Source organism: Microcystis sp. M083S1, from assembly GCF_020246405.1.
GTDB lineage: Bacteria > Cyanobacteriota > Cyanobacteriia > Cyanobacteriales > Microcystaceae > Microcystis > Microcystis aeruginosa_C.
Map to the genome: position 1 here is coordinate 11,801 of NZ_JADBTB010000079.1, position 17,863 is coordinate 29,663.

The window sequence follows — 17,863 nt, forward strand, 5'->3', positions numbered from 1 at the left end:
TAGTTTTGGCTATTTGTCAAGGGGGTAACTGCGCTTTTTTGCTGTTTTTCTTGATTTTTTGCCCAGCTATTTAGGGTCAATCCTAATTTTCAGGGAAAAAGTACCTGAATTTTCCCGCTGCTCACTCCCAGATCTGGTATTTTTTGATTGACAAAAAGTCTAAAATTCTTACCCAACAAGGTTTTTAGATTTATTCAGCCAGTCCTAAGTATGCGCTCTCTGATTCTATCTTTTTCGGTAACAATATCAACAACATTGTCAAGTTTACTACTGTTTAGCGGACTAAGCTGTACTGCATTTAAACTGCGTATTGAGAATTTTAGTACAAATGCTCGAACTGCCTCTTGCTGCTCCCCTGCAATCTTAACGAGTAATTTAGATAGTCAAGAGCTTACCACCTAAACTCGGTAGCTGGAAAAAGGTTAATTGTCTCAGTTGCTGATTTTAGCCTCTAGATTAATCATCGAGAATTGAGCAAGCGATCGCATTTATGATCTGATTTTAATTTATTGAGGGTCAGTAAGAATAGCGATAATTGACATTTCTTAAGACCTTATCTCCGACCACTGATAATTAATATTAAGATAAAAAAAAACTTTCTAAAATCTGCTTAGATAAAGATAAATATTGACATTTGCCGTTAAATTAGTCAGCTTATCGCGCCAAATTTGCTAACCATGCCTTCCAGCAATCAAACCCCAGAAAACCAATCGCGTGAACTGATTGACGAACAATTGCGTCAAGCGGGATGGTCTGTCCAAGATAAAAAAGAAATCAACTTCAATACCAGTTTGGGAGTAGCTATCAGGGAATATCGAACCGATACTGGATTCGCTGATTATGTCCTGTTTGTGGATAGAGAACCCGTCGGTATTATTGAGGCCAAACGAGAGGAAAAAGGCTTGTACTTAACGGTGGCGGAGGAACAATCAAACAAATACGCTAATAGTAAGCTGAAATATATCAATAACCAGCCCCTTAACTTTATTTACGAAAGCACAGGCAAGCTGACGCGCTTTACCAATCGCCGCGACCCGAAACCTCGTTCCCGTCTTGTTTTTTCCTTTCACCGACCGGAAACCCTGCAAGAATGGCAAGATAAACCCAAAAGCTTGCGGGATAAACTGCAAGATATTCCCCCCCTTGACCCGAATGGACTAAGAGAATGTCAAATTAAAGCTATTACCAACTTAGAAGCCTCCTTTAAGCGAAATTTTCCCCGGGCCTTGCTGCAGATGGCCACGGGAAGCGGCAAAACCTTCACCGCTATTACCGCTATTTATCGTCTCCTAAAGTTTGCCGATGCCAAACGGGTGTTATTTCTAGTCGATACCAAAAACTTAGGAGAACAAGCTGAAGGGGGGTTTAGGAATTTTGTTCCCAATGATGATAACCGAAAATTTACCGAACTTTACAACGTTCAGCGATTATCCTCCAGTTATCTGGCCAAAGATGCTCAGGTCTGCATCTCAACCATTCAAAGACTGTATTCTATCCTTAAAGGCGAAAGTCTCGATGAGGCTGCCGAACAAACCAACCCAAATGAATTAGTACAAGGGAAACAACCGGTCCCCGTGGTCTATAATCCGAAAGTTCCTCTTGAATTCTTCGATTTTATCGTCATCGATGAGTGTCATCGCTCGATTTACAACGTTTGGCAACAGGTTTTATTATATTTCGACGCTTTTCTGATTGGTTTAACCGCCACTCCCGACGTGCGGACATTTGCCTTTTTCCATGAAAATGTGGTTAGTGAATACAGCTACAAACAAGCGGTAATGGACGGCGTAAACGTAGATTATCAAGTCTATACTATAGAAACGGAGATAACCAAGAATGGCGGGCGTATTCTCAGGGAATACATCGAAAAAAGGGAAAAATTAACCCGTGAAAAACGCTGGGTACAACCGGACGAGGATATTGTCTATACCGGCAAGCAACTTGACCGAGATGTGGTCAATCCCAGCCAAATACGCCAAATTATCCGCACCTTTCGCGATAAACTGCCAGAATTATTTCCCCATCGCCAAGAAGTCCCGAAAACCCTGATTTTTGCCAAGGATGACAGCCATGCTGACGATATTATTCAGATAGTCCGGGAAGAATTTAGCGAAGGGAACGATTTTTGCAAAAAAGTTACCTATAAATCGCCAGAAGACCCGAAATCTGTGCTTTCTCAGTTCAGAAATGAGTTTAATCCCCGTATCACCGTTACAGTCGATATGATTGCCACGGGAACCGATATTCAACCCCTTGAGTGTTTAATTTTTATGCGGGATGTCAAATCTCGAAACTACTACGAACAGATGAAAGGACGAGGTACACGCACCCTTGACCATGATGGTCTCAAAAAAGTCTCTCAATCGGCCCTTTCTGCCAAAACTCACTTTATTATCATCGATGCTGTCGGTGTGGAACAATCAGCCAAAACCGATAGCCGGCCCCTGGAAAGAAAATCCAGTGTCCCCTTAAAAGACCTGATGATGGGCATTATGATGGGAACAGACGATAGCGATGCCTATATCTCCCTAGCCTGTCGTTTTGCGCGATTAGAACGACAAATCACGCCAAAAGAAGCTGAAAAGATAAAAGAAATCACCGGAGGGGCAACTTTGGGAGATATGGCCAAAGCCCTGCTCAATGCCACAGACCCCGATAATATTGAGGATAGGGCCAAAGAAACCTATCAAACCACAAATCCGACCCCAGAACAGTTAAAAGCGGCGGAAAAAGCCCTTACTCGTGCGGCTGCCGGCTATTTGACTGGGGAATTGAGTCATTACCTTGAGAATGTGCGGAAAGTACACGAACAGTACATAGATACTCAGAATCTGGATAGGGTGACATTCTCAGGATGGAGTGAAGCGCAACGGATAGACAATCAAGCCCTAATAAATGACTTTACAGCCTTTATTGAGGCAAATAAGGACGAAATCACCGCCCTGCGTATCCTCTATAACCTGCCCTATCAACAGCGTCCCGTCACCTATAAAATGGTCAAGGAAGTCTTAGATATTCTCAAAAAAGACCGCCCCAACCTAGCGCCAGTGAGAGTATGGGCAGCCTATCAACAGATAGAAGCGGTGCCAAGCAATCCCACCAGTGAGTTAACAGCGTTAATTGCCCTAATCCGGCGTGTTATTGGCTTAGATGAGGTTTTAACCCCCCATGAAAAACGCATCGATAAAGCTTTTCAAACTTGGGTTTTTCAAAAACAGGCGGGCGCATCAGTAAAATTTAATCAAGAACAGATGCAATGGCTACGGGCAATCAAGGAACATATTATCAGTTCTTTTGCCTTAGAGCGAGAGGATTTGGACTATACCCCTTTTGATAGTATGGGGGGAATCGGTAAACTCCATCAGCTTTTTGGCGATGAGATGGAGGCTATTATCGAGGAATTAAACACCGCTTTAGTGGCATAAAATACGAAATCAAAAGGACTCCTAAATCATGAAACATAAAATCATTCTCTATCAATCCGAAGAAGGCTGCAGCGTCTGTTGTCCGGGGTTGCCCGGTTGTTGGTCCCAGGGAGAGACAGAGAAAGAAGGGTTAAGCAACATTCAAGACGCAATTACTGAATATTTGTCAGTTATTGAGGAATTATTTCCTACAAATTAAGGAGTAAATATGACCTTACAAGATGTGATGGAATTAGCCAACTCAAATTATTCAGATTTACCCCAAGGATGGAAGTGGGTAGAATTAGAAAATGTAGTGGATATTTTGGATAAGCATAGAAAGCCAATCAATTCAACAGAAAGACAGAGCAGAATAGAGGGAAAAACTTCTAATCAACTATATCCATATTATGGTGCTACTGGACAAGTAGGTTATATTGATAATTATCTTTTAGATGGCGATTTTTTGTTATTAGGGGAAGATGGTGCGCCCTTTTTTGAACCTTTTAAAAATGTGGCTTACTTAGTACATGGAAAAATATGGGTTAATAATCATGCTCATGTTTTAAAAGCTCATGTTTCTAACGCTTATTTATGTTATTTTCTGAATCAAGTTGATTATCATAATTATGTAACTGGTACGACTCGATTAAAGCTTAATCAATCGTCCATGAGAAAAATACTCATAAAATTACCACCTCCTTCCGAACAACATCGAATTGTCGAGAAAATTGAAGAATTATTCTCAGAATTAGATAACGGGGTTGCATCCCTGAAAAAAGCGCTAGAACAACTAAAAACCTACCGTCAAGCAGTGTTAAAATGGGCATTTGAGGGCAAATTAACCGAAAAATGGCGCAACACACATCAAGACAGTCTAGAGGATGGTGATACCCTATTAGAACAGATTAAAGCTGAAAGAAAACGCCATTATCAGCAACAATTAGAGGACTGGAAACAAGCGCTTAAAGAATGGGAAAATAACGGCAAGGAAACTAAAAAACCCACCAAACCCCAACAACCAAAAGATTTACCTCCCCTCACCAAAGAAGAATTAAGCAATTTACCCAGTTTACCTAATGGTTGGATGTGGGTGAAATTGGGTTACATGACGATAGGAACGGAATATGGAACATCATCAAAATCACAAAAAGAAGGAAAAATTCCTGTTCTTAGAATGGGTAACATCCAAAACGGAATTATAGATTGGTCTGACCTTGTTTTTACAAGTAATGAAGACGAAATTAGACAGTACCTTCTTCAGGAGAATGATGTTCTATTTAACCGAACAAATAGTCCTGAATTAGTAGGAAAGACAGCTATATACTCAGGAAAAGTACCTGCTATTTTTGCTGGATATTTAATTAGAATTAATCAAATTAACTCTATTGTAAATGCTAAATACTTGACTTATTTTCTTAACAGCACAATAGCCAAGAATCATGGTAATAAAGTAAAAACCGATGGGGTGAATCAATCCAATATTAATGGTGAAAAATTATGTAACTATCCTTTTCCTTATATTTCCCTCCAAGAACAAACGCAAATTGTGCAAGAAATCGAATCAAGATTATCAGTATGTGACCAATTAGAAGCCACCCTCACCGAGAACTTAGACAAAGCAGAAGCATTGCGCCAAAGCATCTTAAAACGGGCCTTTGAGGGGAAACTCGTACTATGATTAGGAATGATTAAATGAGGACTATGATTGAGGGATTGATGGGGTGATAAAGTGGTCAAAAAATCTGATACTTGTAGTAAAATCTAATCATAGCCAATCAAAAAATCACATAAATCACAGTACGGGGGGTTAGAAAAATTATGTGACCTGTAGTAAAATCTAATCATAGCCAATCAAAAAATCACATAAATCACAGTACGGGGGGTTAGAAAAATTATGTGACCCGGAGTAAAATCTAATCATAGCCAATCAAAAAATCGTATCAAGTCAATAGCATGAGTTACGTTTCTTCTCAATATCCAGACAGCGAATTAACAGGTAAAATAATCGGTTGTGCCATGGAAGTACACCGCATACTAGGAAACGGCTTTCAGGAAAAAATCTATCAACGCGCCTTAGCCATAGAAATGACATATCAAGGAATTTCCTTTAGTCAAGAACACGAAATGAATATCATTTATAAAGGAACACATATCGGCACAAGACGAGTTGATTTTTTCGTAGAAGGAAGGATAATGTTAGAAATCAAAGCTGTCATTAAACTTGAAGATGTTCACCTCGCACAAGCCATTAATTATATAGAAATTTATAGACTTCCCATCGGTTTACTAATTAACTTTGGCTCAAGAAGCTTAGAATTTAAACGAGTCATGAAACCAAAACCAAAACCATGATTAGGAATCATTAAATGATGACTATGATTGAGATAACTAATAGGATGCTCAATTCAAAAAATCTGATACTTGTAGCAAAATCTAATTATAGTCAATCAAACAACCACACAAAATATAGTACAGAAATGGCACAAGCAATTCGTCAAACCACCTTCGTTCAATCCGATGGAACAATAAAAATCGACACCCCCCAACTTCCCCAAGGGGCAAAAGTCGAAGTTATTGTCATCCTCGAAGACAATCCTCAAACCCTGTCAGCCGAAGCTTTAGCTATAGAAAGACTGCCCCAATTAGATAATCCCAGTCAATTAATTACTCTTATCGAAGCAGACCAAGAAATTGACGAAGATGAGCTAAAACAGTGGGTTGCCAATGAGCAAAGCTAAAAATCCTTATATTGTTCAAAGCGTCAAAGAATTACAAAATGACATCTCGCAATTACCGCCAAAACTGCAACAAAAATGGCAAAACTATCAAAAAATACTCGCCTTAGACCCCTATCAAACGTTAGGATTTCCTAGTCATAACTTAACAGGAAAACTCAAAGGATGTCGTGCCTTAGAAATCGATTGGAATGGAACCCCCTACCGTCTTGTTTATCGCATCCATGACAAACCTTCTCCTAAACGAGTGGTTATTCTAAGCTTTGCTGAACATGACCCTGCTTATGAAAAAGCCAAAAAACGCCAATAAAACCCTAATAAACAAACCAATGTCATGAATACCGCCTCAATTGTGTCAAAAGTTTGGAGTTTTTGTAACACCCTGCGGGATGATGGGGTCAGTTATGGGGACTACCTTGAACAACTCACCTACCTCCTATTCCTGAAAATGGCTGATGAATACGCCAAACCGCCCTATAATCGCAAAATCGGCATCCCCTTTGAATACGACTGGCAAAGTCTGCGGAGCAAACGAGGGGCCGACCTCGAAGCTCATTACCTCGGCATATTACGCGAATTAGGGCAAAAAAAAGGCTTATTAGGGCAAATCTTCACCAAAGCTCAAAATAAAATCCAAGACCCTGCCAAACTGCTCAAAATCATCACCATGATAGATGAAGAAAACTGGGTGATGATGGAAACGGATGTCAAAGGCGACATATACGAAGGACTTCTAGAAAAAAACGCCGAAGACACCAAAAGCGGTGCCGGCCAATACTTCACCCCCCGGCCCTTGATTTGGGCCATGGTAGAATGCTTGCGTCCCCAACCCATGGCAACTATTGCTGACCCTGCCTGTGGAACCGGCGGCTTTTTTCTGGCAGCCTATAACTTTTTGGTCAAAAATCATCCCTTAGACCGAGAACAGAAAGAATTTCTCAAAAAAAGCACCTTTCACGGTAATGAAATCGTCGCCAATACAAGACGCCTGGCATTGATGAATATGTTTCTGCATAATATCGGCGATATTAACGATGAGCAATGCTTTATCGCCTCCACCGATGCTCTGATTGCTCCTTCTCCCCTTAGCGTCGATTATGTCCTTGCTAATCCCCCTTTCGGCAAAAAAAGCAGCCTAACTTTTACCAATGAAGACGGGGAACAGGACCGAGAAGACTTAACCTATAATCGTCAGGATTTTTGGGCAACCACTTCTAATAAACAACTCAACTTCGTCCAGCATATTCGTTCCATGCTCAAAAGCACAGGACAAGCTGCCGTGGTTGTCCCCGATAACGTCCTTTTCGAGGGTGGCGCCGGGGAAACCGTCCGCAAACAACTATTATCAACCACCGATTTGCATACTATCCTCAGATTACCCACCGGCGTATTTTATAAACAGGGAGTGAAAGCCAACGTCATCTTTTTTGATAATAAACCCGCCGCTAAAGACCCTTGGACAAAAGCTATCTGGTTTTATGACTTTCGCACCAATATTCACTTTACCCTCAAGAAAAACCCCTTAAAACCAGCCGATTTACAGGACTTCATCACCTGTTATCATCCCCAAAATCGTCATCAACGCAGCGAAACCTATTCAGAACAGAATCCCGAAGGACGTTGGCGAAAATTCACCTATGATGAGATTATCGCCAGGGATAAAACCAGCCTCGATATATTTTGGCTCAAAGATAAAAGTTTAACCGACCTTGACAACCTGCCTGACCCCGATGTGCTGGCTTTGGAGATTATGGAAAACCTCGAAGCTGGATTAGAAAGCTTTCGGACAATTGTGGACAGTTTAGAAGTCACCGAGACTTAATGCTTCCAACTTCCATCGGGGAAGGTGAGAAATTCTCGATTAATACACTTGTTCGCACCATTAATTCTACCAACAACCCCAGAAGGGAACCGTCTATCTGGCCACAAGCGATCGAGATTTTCTGGTATTGTAAAGTTTCAATCCAATTTTGATGGTTTTGCCATTGCTATTTTAGTCCCCCAGACGGGAATCGCCCTACATAACCGTGCTAGTGGTTTTACCCTCGAATTGGGTCATCCTAACCCCATTACCCCCGCTAAACGCCCTTTTCATCTGATTATCCCCAGTTTTCTCCGTTGGGATGATGGCAATTTTGATGGGTGCGCCGATGCCCCCCAAGTCCCCCGATAAATGGCGGTAAACATGGTTAACCATCATTTCAATCCTCAAACCGCCCTTGATGCCCCTAGATGGCGATTTTTACGGGGAAACAGCGTACTTTTAGAAAGGGGTGCAGCCCCCGAATTACTGCCCGGATTAACCCCCAGAGTCCATCAGGTGGCGATCGCAGATTCCTCCCATTTTGGCAAGGGTCAAATTATCCGGCAAATTGCGAACCTCTGTCCGATGGGTTAGCTTTGGGATATTGAGATAACGAAGGCGGTCGGCAGGGTGAGATTCAATATCAAACTAGGATATCTCTACACTCTAGAAAATAAATATCTTCAGAGCAAGGGAATCAAATAGAATTGAATCAGTCAATTTTGATGATATTTTGAATGATTAATCTAAACCCAGTTTCTTGGTGAAATTTTTCCATCCTCTCTGTTTGTGAAGTCTGAAAGGTAGGCTTTTTGTTATTGGCAATGTAGGCTTTTCTAGATGAATAATCCTCTATACCATGATTTTCAATAAATACCCGAATTGTGTTTCTTAGTTGCTCTTCTCCGTCTCCTACCCACCCCGAATTTTTCCCCTTTCGTTCTTTTAATTCTACAAAAATCAAACAATTAGCATAGGTCAGCATTCCATCACAGCGTTTATCCATACCACTACCATCGACTTTTCTAATTTCAATACATTTATCAATAGCGGTAAATGTCACTTCAATTTCTTGAGAGTTTTCCACAATAGCAATCCAATCCCTGGGATTTTCTGTATCTAAATAAGCGGGAGTTTCTGGGGGAGGTGGCTGATCACAAATTCCAAATTTATGCCGAGGGGTTTGACTCTGACATTTTTTATCAAAGAAATTGATCTTCATAACTGTTCTTCGATTTCCAGTAAATCATCAAAAAGCTGATTTGTCTCTCCTAGGGAAAGATTGAGATAATTTTCATCAGAAGGTAAACCATTATATGTAGCAAGTTCTCGGATTTCTCCTTGCTCTGTTAATTCATATACAATAGCATCTTCTGCCGCTATACAAGAGGCTTTCGGGACAATTTGGTTGAGCTTTTCTTGGAGATAATCGGCGTTAGAAATCGCTGATGATAGGATTTTTTTGATAACTTTATCTGCTTTGATAGCTAGGGTTAGATCGTTGATAATATAAGGACTATGAGTAGTTAAAATTAGTTTATTTCCCTGGGTTAAATTGGCAAATTCAAATAATTTATATAAAATCTTTTTCTGAGATTGGGGAAATAGATTCTGCTCGATTTCTTCCACAATATTTACAAAACAATCATTGCGGTATTTAGAAGATAACACTTCTAGTGCTGCCTTTTTTAGGTCATCGGAAAGATTATCATTAGAGAGAATTTTCTCGATTTCCATTTTTAATCTTTTTTGCTCCTCTCCACTGAGTTCATTGCGGGAAGTTTCTTGAGTTCGATTAATCGATAAAGCAATATTTCGAGAAACGAGAAATAAAGGAACAAAAGACTGAAAACCACTGGAAGCTTCTGATAGATTTAGTTGATAATCACTACCCACAATCTTGGCCAGTCTATTGAGTTTATCAAATTCCAATTTAACCTCACCTACTGGCAAAGTCAAACTGCCAGATAATTCCTGTTGTGAGCGATCCAATTCTTCCCAGAAAGTATATAATGATTCTGGCAGTCCTTTGAGTTTTTCTGGCCATCTTACTGCACTCAAAAAGTTTCGCTCTGCTGGTACATACATAATTTTTGGTACTCGATACTTTGAATTATCAGTACGCTCGATCGATAATTTAGCATTTTCAAAACTAATTCGATAAACATCTCCATTGTATTCAATTTGGGTTTCGGGTAAAAAGTAATTGGTTAAATTTTGGTATTGACAAAAAGATTTAACAAAACGATTATATTTAGTCACATATTTTTCCTCTAAATCTCCACGATATAGAGCTTTTTCCAACCAGCTTAATGTTGATATTAATTTAGCAATGCTACTTTTTCCAGTTCCTTGATTACCGATAAAAATCGTTACTTTCCGAACGTCGATAAAACCATCATTTTCTACTAAACCCGCCTTAATTGGACCGAAGTCTTTAACTTTAATTTGGCTCATTGTTATCCCCTTGATTGACGATAAGTAGCTGGTTATAATTAAATTAAAAATGGATTTTAGGTTCGATCCCCCCTTAGTCCCCCCTTGATAAGGGGGGTGCCGATCCCCCCTTAGTCCCCCCTTGATAAGGGGGGCATCTGATAATTTTTAACGCCTACCTACTTAATAAATTTTGGCCAGTAATTTGTCCTGAAAAAAAGCTCGTGTTGAACACGAGCTAAATTAACTAACTTCAAGGACTAATTAGCCACCGACTTTAACTACTGGTTTAAAACTGGGAACAACCAGTTCACTATCCTGTTTAGTCAGCTTATTGTATAAGCGTTCCGTATTGGGGAAATTCGCGGCCGGTAGAGTCGGGAAACGACGATAGGGAACCGTATCTTCACCAAATAATTGTAGGTATTCCATGCTATTAACCATGGCACCAATAAAGGCCTTTAATCCCTTAGTTGCCAGAATTTGGTTATATTTCTGGATTTCTTTTTGATTCAAGGGAGCGCGACCTAAGAAGTGCTTGGTTCCCAATTCAATTACTTTCGTATTCGGATAGGGAGCATAGAATTCTTTCAGGTAAAGATCCGAACAACCTAAACCCTCAATAAACTCTTTCACCGTGATCTCAGCATTGCTTAATTTACTCTCTAAAGCGGTAAATTCGGCATTGATGATATAGGGTTCGAGATCCCGTTCAAAAATCTGACGATAGGCGGCGCGAACAGTATTTTGTACGGCAACTTTATCGAGATTAGTTAACAGTTTAAAGACCTTAGTTTGTTCCCGTTGAACCGTGACACCTTGACCGACACGAGATTGAATATCGGGTTCAGTGCGAATCGAGACCGAAGGTGTACCCAATTCAATAAAGCGCGGGGTTTCCTCTTTATCAACTCTTTGGCCGATATCTTCGCGGAGATTGCCCAAACGCACCATCCGTAACTGCATCCCTTGGGGAGTTAGATAGCGCTCGTAGGGAACCGTATCTTCGCCAAAAGCTTCCGTATATTCAGGACTATCGATCAGAGCATCGATTAAAGCATAGAAGCCTTTTTTCGAGCAGATATCGAAGTATTGATTCATTTCCTGACGACCGTAGGTGGGACGACCGAGCAGACGACGGTGAATATATTCGATCGCTTTCACCACATAGAGAGGAGTCCAGTAGATTTTCCGGAAAGCCTCGGATTTAGCTAGGGTTTTGATAAACTCGCGCAGAGTAATATCGCCATTTTCTAGCTTAATCTCGGCCACGGATAAACGCTGACCTTCGTAGGGCATTCGACCGAAAACCTGGCGATAAGCCGCTAAAATCACTCTTTGGGTGGAACTTTCGCCAAATTTAACGCTCACCCCATTACTAGAACCGGGTAACTCGTTATTGAGACGGAAAACTTTCGGTCCCAAAGTACCGGGGAATTCACCTCGGGCGCCGGGGTTGCTATTTTGGTTATTAGTAGCAGGTCCGCGGTGGATGAGGATACGTTTGCTATCTTTACCGAAGGGAGCGGGACTAGAACTAGGTTCGCGGGTTTCTTTCGGGAAAATTGCCCCAAATTGGATTTCTAGGGGGTCATTTCCGGAACCGTAAACGTGCTGATCCGGTAAGGGGCGATCGTATTTAGCAAAGGTGGTGATAAATTGGGGAACTTTGCGGAAAGGTGCGCTGTAGTTAAACAGGTCGATCTGCATCCCCCAGTTACGACATTCCTGTGCTTCTGCACCCAAACCCCGGAGATAGGGAACGGTTTCTTCGCCGAAATAGTCGGAATATTCCTGAGAATCGACTAAAGCATCGATTAACGCCGCTAAACCCCCGCTAGAGACGATCGAGAAGTATTTCTGCACTTCTTCCCGGGAGGAAGGACCGCGACCGAGGAAATGACGGAAAGCCAATTCTAGGGCGCGACTATTGATAAAAGGTTCAAAGAACTGTTTGCGGTAGAGAGGCGATTTACCGAGACGACGGACGAATTCTTTCATCGAGATGTCGCCGTTTTTCACCTTCGATTCTAGGTCAGAAATGGACTGACTGTAGGCGCGGGTGATGTCCCGTTCAAAAATTTGTCTGTAGGCGGCCTTGATAATCGAAGATTTTTCCGACTCCGATAAACCGGTTTTCATGACAAACTTTTGCCGTTTTTCGGCGGCGTTGTAGTAGCTTTGGGGAAGACTTAAACCCTGTTGGTCACTACTGGGACGCTGACGCAGTTTATTAGAGGGGGTGGGGGCTTTTAATTCCCCCAGTAGGATATTGAAATAGTCACTGATTAAAGTGGCCGCATCCTTGTCTCTTTGGAAATACTCGATCGAAGCGGACCGCATTTCCTGTAGGGCCACGATGGTGGCATCAATGGAACAGGCATTTTCGAGAACTTCCCTTAAACCGCGAGTATTAACGATCAGGATACTGGTATCACCAGCTACGATCGCATAGGTGATGTAACGCAGGAACCAGGATAAATCCCGGAGGGACTTCTGCATATTGCTCGGACCGTAACGAGAGACGTTAATCGGTCGGAATCCGGGGGGAATCGGGCCGCTAGAGGCGAAAATCCCTTTTAAGCCACCGAGGAAGCCACCACCGCCACCGGAGCCGCTTTCCGCGTAGGTAACGGTTCCTAATTTCATCCCTTCCTGGACGTTGATAACTTTACCCGCACCCACCAGGGCCATTTCTTCCACGGGGGGTTTTTCTAGGTAGGCCATGGGTGAACCGCCGGTAAAAATCCGGTTAGCTGCCCGCGAGACGATCAGATCGGAGTTCCGGGTGAGCGTTTGGGCAATATCTAAGCGCTTGCTCCCCGATTGGAAGTAGGCGATCAGTTCATTGAGTTCGGGTTTATCGAGAAAGCGGTCTTGTTGTTCTGCTTGGGTAATGGCAGATACTGGGACGGTTTGATAGAGTTGGGGACGCGCTAAGGAGCTGCCACCGCTTGCCTTAAGACTCATTGGATTTTAACTATCTCCCTTGACGATGTGCTGAGTTCTCCAATCGTGGAGGCGATCGGTCTTAAAACCAGATGTTTAAAAATTTAATCAGCATCTAGATTAAAACTTTTTGCGCTTCCTGAGATAGTTTATTAAGAATTATATAGATTTTTTTCGCTAAAGTTGCCGATTGGTCTATTCTGACACCCTACCCGTATGGGAGGCTAACCAGTCTAAATAGGTCTGAGAACCCGCCACAATCGGTAAAGCGATGATTTCTGGGACTGCATAGGTATGAAGTTCCTGTATCTTCGCCGATAACTGCTCAAACTGCTTTAAATCGCTTTTAATCGCTAATTGCCATTCGCTCTCGTTTTCAATCTGTCCCTGCCAACGATAAATGGAACGAATCGGGTAAATACTGACACAAGCTGCCAAGCGCTCGTTAAGTAAGGCGATCGCTAGGTATTCCGCTTCCGTTTCGCTGGCCGTTGTCACCAGCACCACTCCAAAACCGGTTAATTTTTCAGTCATAAGTAGTCGTGCAAAATAAATTTCCTAGTGAAGATAGGCAATAGGCAATAGGCAAAAGGCAAAAGGCAAAAGGAGGAATAGATAATCAGTCTTTAATAACTGGATTTAGTATGATAACTGATAACTGATAACTGATAACTGAATTTAGGTGATCGCTTTTTCTAAAGCGGCCAGATCAGGAATACAGAGAGATTGCTGCTCTCGTTGAATCAGGCCTTTTTTCTCCAATTTGGTCAAGGAGCGGGTCACGGTTTCCCGGGCCAGGCCACTAATACCACTCAATTCCCGGTGAGGTAAATTGGGAATTACTGTACCCTGGTAGCTTTTTTCTCCTTGACCTTCGGCTAAAAAGAGTAAAGTATCGGCGACTCTGGAGAGACTATCGGCCTCGCGTAAACGTAAACGCCGGTTAACTTGACGCAAACGCTTGGCCATTAACTGAGAAAGACGAATTCCCGCTAAAGGCTCCGATTTGAGCAGATTAACAAAATCTTGGGCGGGAATACTGCTAATTGTGGCCGTGGTTAAGGTGATAGCATCAGTGGAACGGGGAGATTCTTCTAAAGCGGCCATTTCTCCGAGTATTTCCCCTTTACCGACGATATTTAAGGTGACTTCTTTACCCGACATATCGTAAGTACGAATTTTCACCCAACCATCCAGAATAAAGTAAACCGAACCACCCCAATCATTTTCTAATAAAATCGCCCGATTAGCAGGATGAGTGCGGGTGACAGCATGAAAAGTAACTTGATCGAGGGTTTCAGGGGGCAAACCGACCAATAAAGTGGCTGTATCTAATAATTTTTGAATCTCTGCTGATTTTTCCGCAGGATAGCGTTTTTCTTCCATGGTTTAATATTTAAATTTTGTTCGTTTTAAGTGGGTGATTCTACAATAGACAGTTGTAGGTATTTTTAATTATCTAGTGACCGATAAACAGGATTTTTCCTCCCTACTGACCGAGATCGATCGGATTCTTGCCAAGGTGATTTCCTCTCTAGTTAACCCGCAAGAAGTTACTTCCGAGACAATTATCGCCACTCGTCAACATTTAGAATCGGCCAGAGGGCTTCTTTCTCCCTTATTATTCCCCGATCGAACCCCTGAAGTTGCCCGTTGGTCCCTGGGAATGGAGGTACAACCACCAGGGGTGAAAATCGTCTTTTTTCGGGAAAGCCAGGGACTGATTGATTTTTATCCTCTTTCTTGGAGTCTGGCAACGGGAACAAGCGATCTCTTACCCTGCCATCAGGTGGAAGAATATCTAATTAGCTGGCTATCTAATCGGGATTTTAGCACCGATTCTTGGCTCTGGGAAGCTCTAGAGCGATTAGAAGCTATTATTATCACCGATGACGGGGAAACCCCCACGGATGACCTAAAAAAAGCCCTTCTCACAGCGCAACTAATACCCCCCGATTGCCTCTCTAGTCTGGAAACAGCGATCGCTACTGCTCTGGCCTATATTCCCACTAGCGACCAACCTCAACCCCAAACCCTACTGGTGATCGAAGGTAAACGAGAGACTACCACTTTAGCACTGCTGGAAGTCCCAAGGCAAACTTGCTCTTTATCCCGTCCGGCAATCGCTCTAAGCCATTTTAACTACGGGGAAAACACCTATGAACAGGCCATACTCTCTCAGTTAATTTATCCTCTCTGGCGTTCTTTTTTGCCGTTTTCCCTCGCCGATCTCACCGATACTAATCCCTTAAAAAAATCTTTACTGGCAGCCGCTAGATTAACCAAATTAATCCTCCAAGAAGAAATCGAATTTACCTCCTCTCTAGCCGGTCATACTTGGACTGTCAGTCGCAGGGACTTAAATAAGAAGGTGATTGCACCATATCTAGATAATTTAAAACAGAAAGTTAATGATTTGTTAGAAAAACAGCAAAAAAGTCTTAAAGATATCGATCGAATAATTTTTAGCGGTAATTTTTTCTTGACTATTTGGCCCTATTTCTTAACAGAAATTCAGCAAGAATTTGCTGGCTGCCATCTAGAAGCCCCCAACCAAGAGACCTTCTCACCAGCAATCATGGGTTTGGGTCGTCTCTGTTTATTTTCGGATCTTAGAGGTCAGAAGGTCAATAATGCTTAAAAAATCGCATCGCCGCAACAATTTACGGGGATATTTTTTTATCTTTTAGAAAACATGGGAATATCTTTTTTATCACTAAAATAAACTGTCTCTATCCAAATTCGCTCGCTTCTTCAATATTAATAATCCCTTCCTCTAAAGTTTCACCCTGACTCATACATCTGGGTAAATCGGGAATTAGTTTTTCCTAGACAAAAATGGTAGTAAATTACTAGGTCGGTTTGAGGCTACGAAACCCGACAACCCGACAGAAACCCTCTTAATCCTTTTTTTTGCTGAATAAAATGCACAACCGGACTAATTTTTGATTATAACGATTAAATAGGCTTGACTAGATCGCCAACTTGAGGATTTTCAAACGGTAGTCTTTCTCCTAATTTATCAATCATTGATTTTAACTCTCTTTCTCTTTTTGATTGTAACTCTTTCTTTGCTAAGTATTCAATTCCAGAAGGAGTCAAGGGAGGGATATAAGATAATTCAGACAAGTCTCTAGGTTGCAGCAAATGATATTCTCTGATCAAATAATAAAGTTTATTTAAATCTATGTCTGGCTTTTTGTCTGATTCTATAATAGATATTTTATCTTGAACAAAAATAATTCTTCCCGTACCTCTTACTAATTCGAGAAACCCTAAAGATTCGCCAGTATGCGGATCTAATATTTCTTCGTCATCGATACGATAAACCATCATTCTTTGACCTTCTCGAATTCCGTTTTGTTCACCTCTATTCATTACTAATTTATAGTCGTCAATAACCTTAACGACAGCGGCAGGAAAGGTTCCTTTAGGGGATAAAAGGGGAGTTTCTGTGACGTTTTCCATAATGATTTATCTTTGGTATAAATCTGGTTAATATTAAATATTATCGCTCTTAGGGCGCAATAGCTATAATTTAAACTTATATTTGTCAAGATTTAATGATAAGGTCGGTCAATTGCCTTGATCATTAATAGTACGAATGTAGTGGCTATGTGTTGTAACTGTAAAAAATGGGTTAAGTGTGATAATTTCTTATAAATTCAAAAAATTGCTATGATAAAATGCTAGAATAAAGGGGTAGGCATAACTTAAACGAGGATGTTATGGGAAAAAAATACTATCGTGACATTTCTTCCCAAAATTACTCTATTCCTAGACGGTACTTTATGGATGGTCTGGTCTCTGTTCTAGATATAGGGGGGACTTATCGTGCCAATCTAGATTATCGTTGTCGTGTTCGTGTGGGCAAAAAAGTACATTTGAACCCAGACGCTGCCGCAATTCAGTCTGATTGGATGAAGACGGGATTAGATATTTACAATGCCATTTGTGAATATGGGGGAAAGTTGTCTTAAAATGTCCGACGAAAGTAAAAAGTCAGAAGACCAGGATAATAGTGAGCTAGTTGAAAGACCTTTAGAGTCCATAGTCTCATCGGATGAAATATTAAAAGATGAGACTATTGATCAGTCAACTAAAACCTCGATTCTCCTGGGACAAATAAACAAAAGCATAACCTTCTCTGGCCCGATTCCTCATCCAACAATTCTAAAAGGATATGAAGAAGTTTTGCCCGGTAGTGCTGATCGGATTTTGTCTATGACGGAGAAAGAAGGTGAACATCGAAGAAAGATAGAAACAGAACTGGTAAAAAACGATAATATCCGCTCTTATCTTGGACAAATTGCCGGTTTTACGATTGCGATAGTTGGTTTAGGTGGCTCTATTTATCTGGGGATTAATGATAAAGTTTGGGCATCTGGAATTATGAGTGCGGGTACTTTAACAGGTTTGGTGACGGTTTTTGTTACAGGGGATAAAGAGAGAAGAATTCAGTCCGAACAAGATGATCAAGACAAGTGATTCAAATACTGTAAGTTTTTCCTAGACAAAAATGGTAGAGAAGC

General features: G+C 41.4%; 18 protein-coding genes and 1 pseudogene. 12 read left to right on the forward strand and 7 right to left on the reverse strand.

What is annotated here, in order from left to right; translation table 11 throughout:
• Positions 1 to 677: 677 nt before the first annotated feature.
• From IM450_RS07610 to IM450_RS07650, 9 genes are all read left to right on the forward strand, one after another.
• The gene (locus IM450_RS07610; RefSeq protein WP_287668520.1) at positions 678 to 3,425 is read left to right on the forward strand and encodes a type I restriction endonuclease subunit R; all 2,748 of its coding nucleotides are present in this window, start codon (positions 678 to 680) and stop codon (positions 3,423 to 3,425) included.
• Between the two features lie 28 nt (positions 3,426 to 3,453).
• Positions 3,454 to 3,624, forward strand: a complete 171-nt coding sequence (locus IM450_RS07615; protein WP_002734875.1) for a type II toxin-antitoxin system HicB family antitoxin — start codon at positions 3,454 to 3,456, stop codon at positions 3,622 to 3,624.
• Positions 3,625 to 3,633: 9 nt separating this feature from the next.
• Positions 3,634 to 5,085 carry a restriction endonuclease subunit S gene (locus tag IM450_RS07620; protein WP_287668524.1) on the forward strand — a complete coding sequence of 484 codons (1,452 nt, stop codon included), beginning with the start codon at positions 3,634 to 3,636 and terminating at the stop codon, positions 5,083 to 5,085.
• A gap of 275 nt (positions 5,086 to 5,360) precedes the next feature.
• A complete protein-coding gene (locus tag IM450_RS07625; RefSeq protein ID WP_002734461.1) occupies positions 5,361 to 5,759 on the forward strand; it encodes a GxxExxY protein in 399 nt (132 codons plus the stop codon).
• 125 nt (positions 5,760 to 5,884) lie between these two features.
• Entirely contained in the window at positions 5,885 to 6,145 is a 261-nt protein-coding gene (locus IM450_RS07630; protein WP_002731890.1) for a hypothetical protein, read from the forward strand.
• Positions 6,132 to 6,452, forward strand: coding sequence for a type II toxin-antitoxin system RelE family toxin (locus tag IM450_RS07635; RefSeq protein ID WP_002733533.1), 321 nt, complete (start codon positions 6,132 to 6,134; stop codon positions 6,450 to 6,452). Before IM450_RS07630 ends, IM450_RS07635 begins: the two co-directional genes overlap by 14 nt.
• 24 nt (positions 6,453 to 6,476) lie before the next feature.
• The gene (locus tag IM450_RS07640) at positions 6,477 to 7,964 is read left to right on the forward strand and encodes a class I SAM-dependent DNA methyltransferase (RefSeq protein ID WP_103111580.1); all 1,488 of its coding nucleotides are present in this window, start codon (positions 6,477 to 6,479) and stop codon (positions 7,962 to 7,964) included.
• A gap of 48 nt (positions 7,965 to 8,012) precedes the next feature.
• Entirely contained in the window at positions 8,013 to 8,315 is a 303-nt protein-coding gene (locus tag IM450_RS07645; RefSeq protein WP_223211080.1) for a gamma-glutamyltransferase, read from the forward strand.
• Positions 8,316 to 8,327: 12 nt separating this feature from the next.
• Positions 8,328 to 8,540, forward strand: coding sequence for a gamma-glutamyltransferase (locus IM450_RS07650; protein ID WP_287668530.1), 213 nt, complete (start codon positions 8,328 to 8,330; stop codon positions 8,538 to 8,540).
• Positions 8,541 to 8,658: 118 nt separating this feature from the next.
• On the opposite strand, the gene IM450_RS07655 is transcribed toward IM450_RS07650, so the two are convergent.
• From IM450_RS07655 to IM450_RS07675, 5 genes are all read right to left on the reverse strand, one after another.
• Positions 8,659 to 9,168, reverse strand: a complete 510-nt coding sequence (locus tag IM450_RS07655; RefSeq protein ID WP_002800765.1) for a hypothetical protein — start codon at positions 9,166 to 9,168, stop codon at positions 8,659 to 8,661.
• Entirely contained in the window at positions 9,165 to 10,403 is a 1,239-nt protein-coding gene (locus tag IM450_RS07660) for an AAA family ATPase (RefSeq protein ID WP_287668533.1), read from the reverse strand. The genes IM450_RS07655 and IM450_RS07660 overlap by 4 nt, the downstream gene beginning before the upstream one ends.
• Positions 10,404 to 10,646: 243 nt before the next feature.
• Complete coding sequence (locus IM450_RS07665; protein WP_287668535.1) at positions 10,647 to 13,352, reverse strand: phycobilisome rod-core linker polypeptide; 2,706 nt, start codon at positions 13,350 to 13,352, stop codon at positions 10,647 to 10,649.
• Between the two features lie 174 nt (positions 13,353 to 13,526).
• Positions 13,527 to 13,865 (reverse strand): divalent-cation tolerance protein CutA, encoded by a 339-nt coding sequence (gene cutA / locus IM450_RS07670; RefSeq protein ID WP_287668537.1) that lies wholly within the window; start codon positions 13,863 to 13,865, stop codon positions 13,527 to 13,529.
• 144 nt (positions 13,866 to 14,009) lie between these two features.
• The gene (locus IM450_RS07675) at positions 14,010 to 14,717 is read right to left on the reverse strand and encodes a Crp/Fnr family transcriptional regulator (protein ID WP_287668539.1); all 708 of its coding nucleotides are present in this window, start codon (positions 14,715 to 14,717) and stop codon (positions 14,010 to 14,012) included.
• A 76-nt stretch (positions 14,718 to 14,793) separates the two neighbouring features.
• Here IM450_RS07675 and IM450_RS07680 point away from each other — a divergent pair, with 76 nt between their 5' ends.
• On the forward strand, positions 14,794 to 15,972 hold the full coding sequence (locus IM450_RS07680) for a hypothetical protein (RefSeq protein WP_287668541.1): 1,179 nt from the start codon (positions 14,794 to 14,796) through the stop codon (positions 15,970 to 15,972).
• A gap of 38 nt (positions 15,973 to 16,010) precedes the next feature.
• Here IM450_RS07680 and IM450_RS07685 read toward each other — a convergent pair.
• A pseudogene (locus tag IM450_RS07685) lies at positions 16,011 to 16,153 on the reverse strand (type II toxin-antitoxin system HicB family antitoxin); the annotation flags it as partial.
• Between the two features lie 136 nt (positions 16,154 to 16,289).
• Positions 16,290 to 16,799: a hypothetical protein gene (locus IM450_RS07690; protein ID WP_287668543.1), complete on the reverse strand. Its 510-nt coding sequence runs from the start codon at positions 16,797 to 16,799 to the stop codon at positions 16,290 to 16,292.
• 323 nt (positions 16,800 to 17,122) lie between these two features.
• On the opposite strand from IM450_RS07690, the gene IM450_RS07695 reads away from it, so the two are divergent.
• Both IM450_RS07695 and IM450_RS07700 read left to right on the forward strand, forming a co-directional pair.
• Positions 17,123 to 17,311, forward strand: coding sequence for a hypothetical protein (locus IM450_RS07695; protein ID WP_002733271.1), 189 nt, complete (start codon positions 17,123 to 17,125; stop codon positions 17,309 to 17,311).
• A gap of 1 nt (position 17,312) precedes the next feature.
• Positions 17,313 to 17,819 (forward strand): DUF2335 domain-containing protein, encoded by a 507-nt coding sequence (locus IM450_RS07700; protein ID WP_287668547.1) that lies wholly within the window; start codon positions 17,313 to 17,315, stop codon positions 17,817 to 17,819.
• Positions 17,820 to 17,863: the final 44 nt, after the last annotated feature.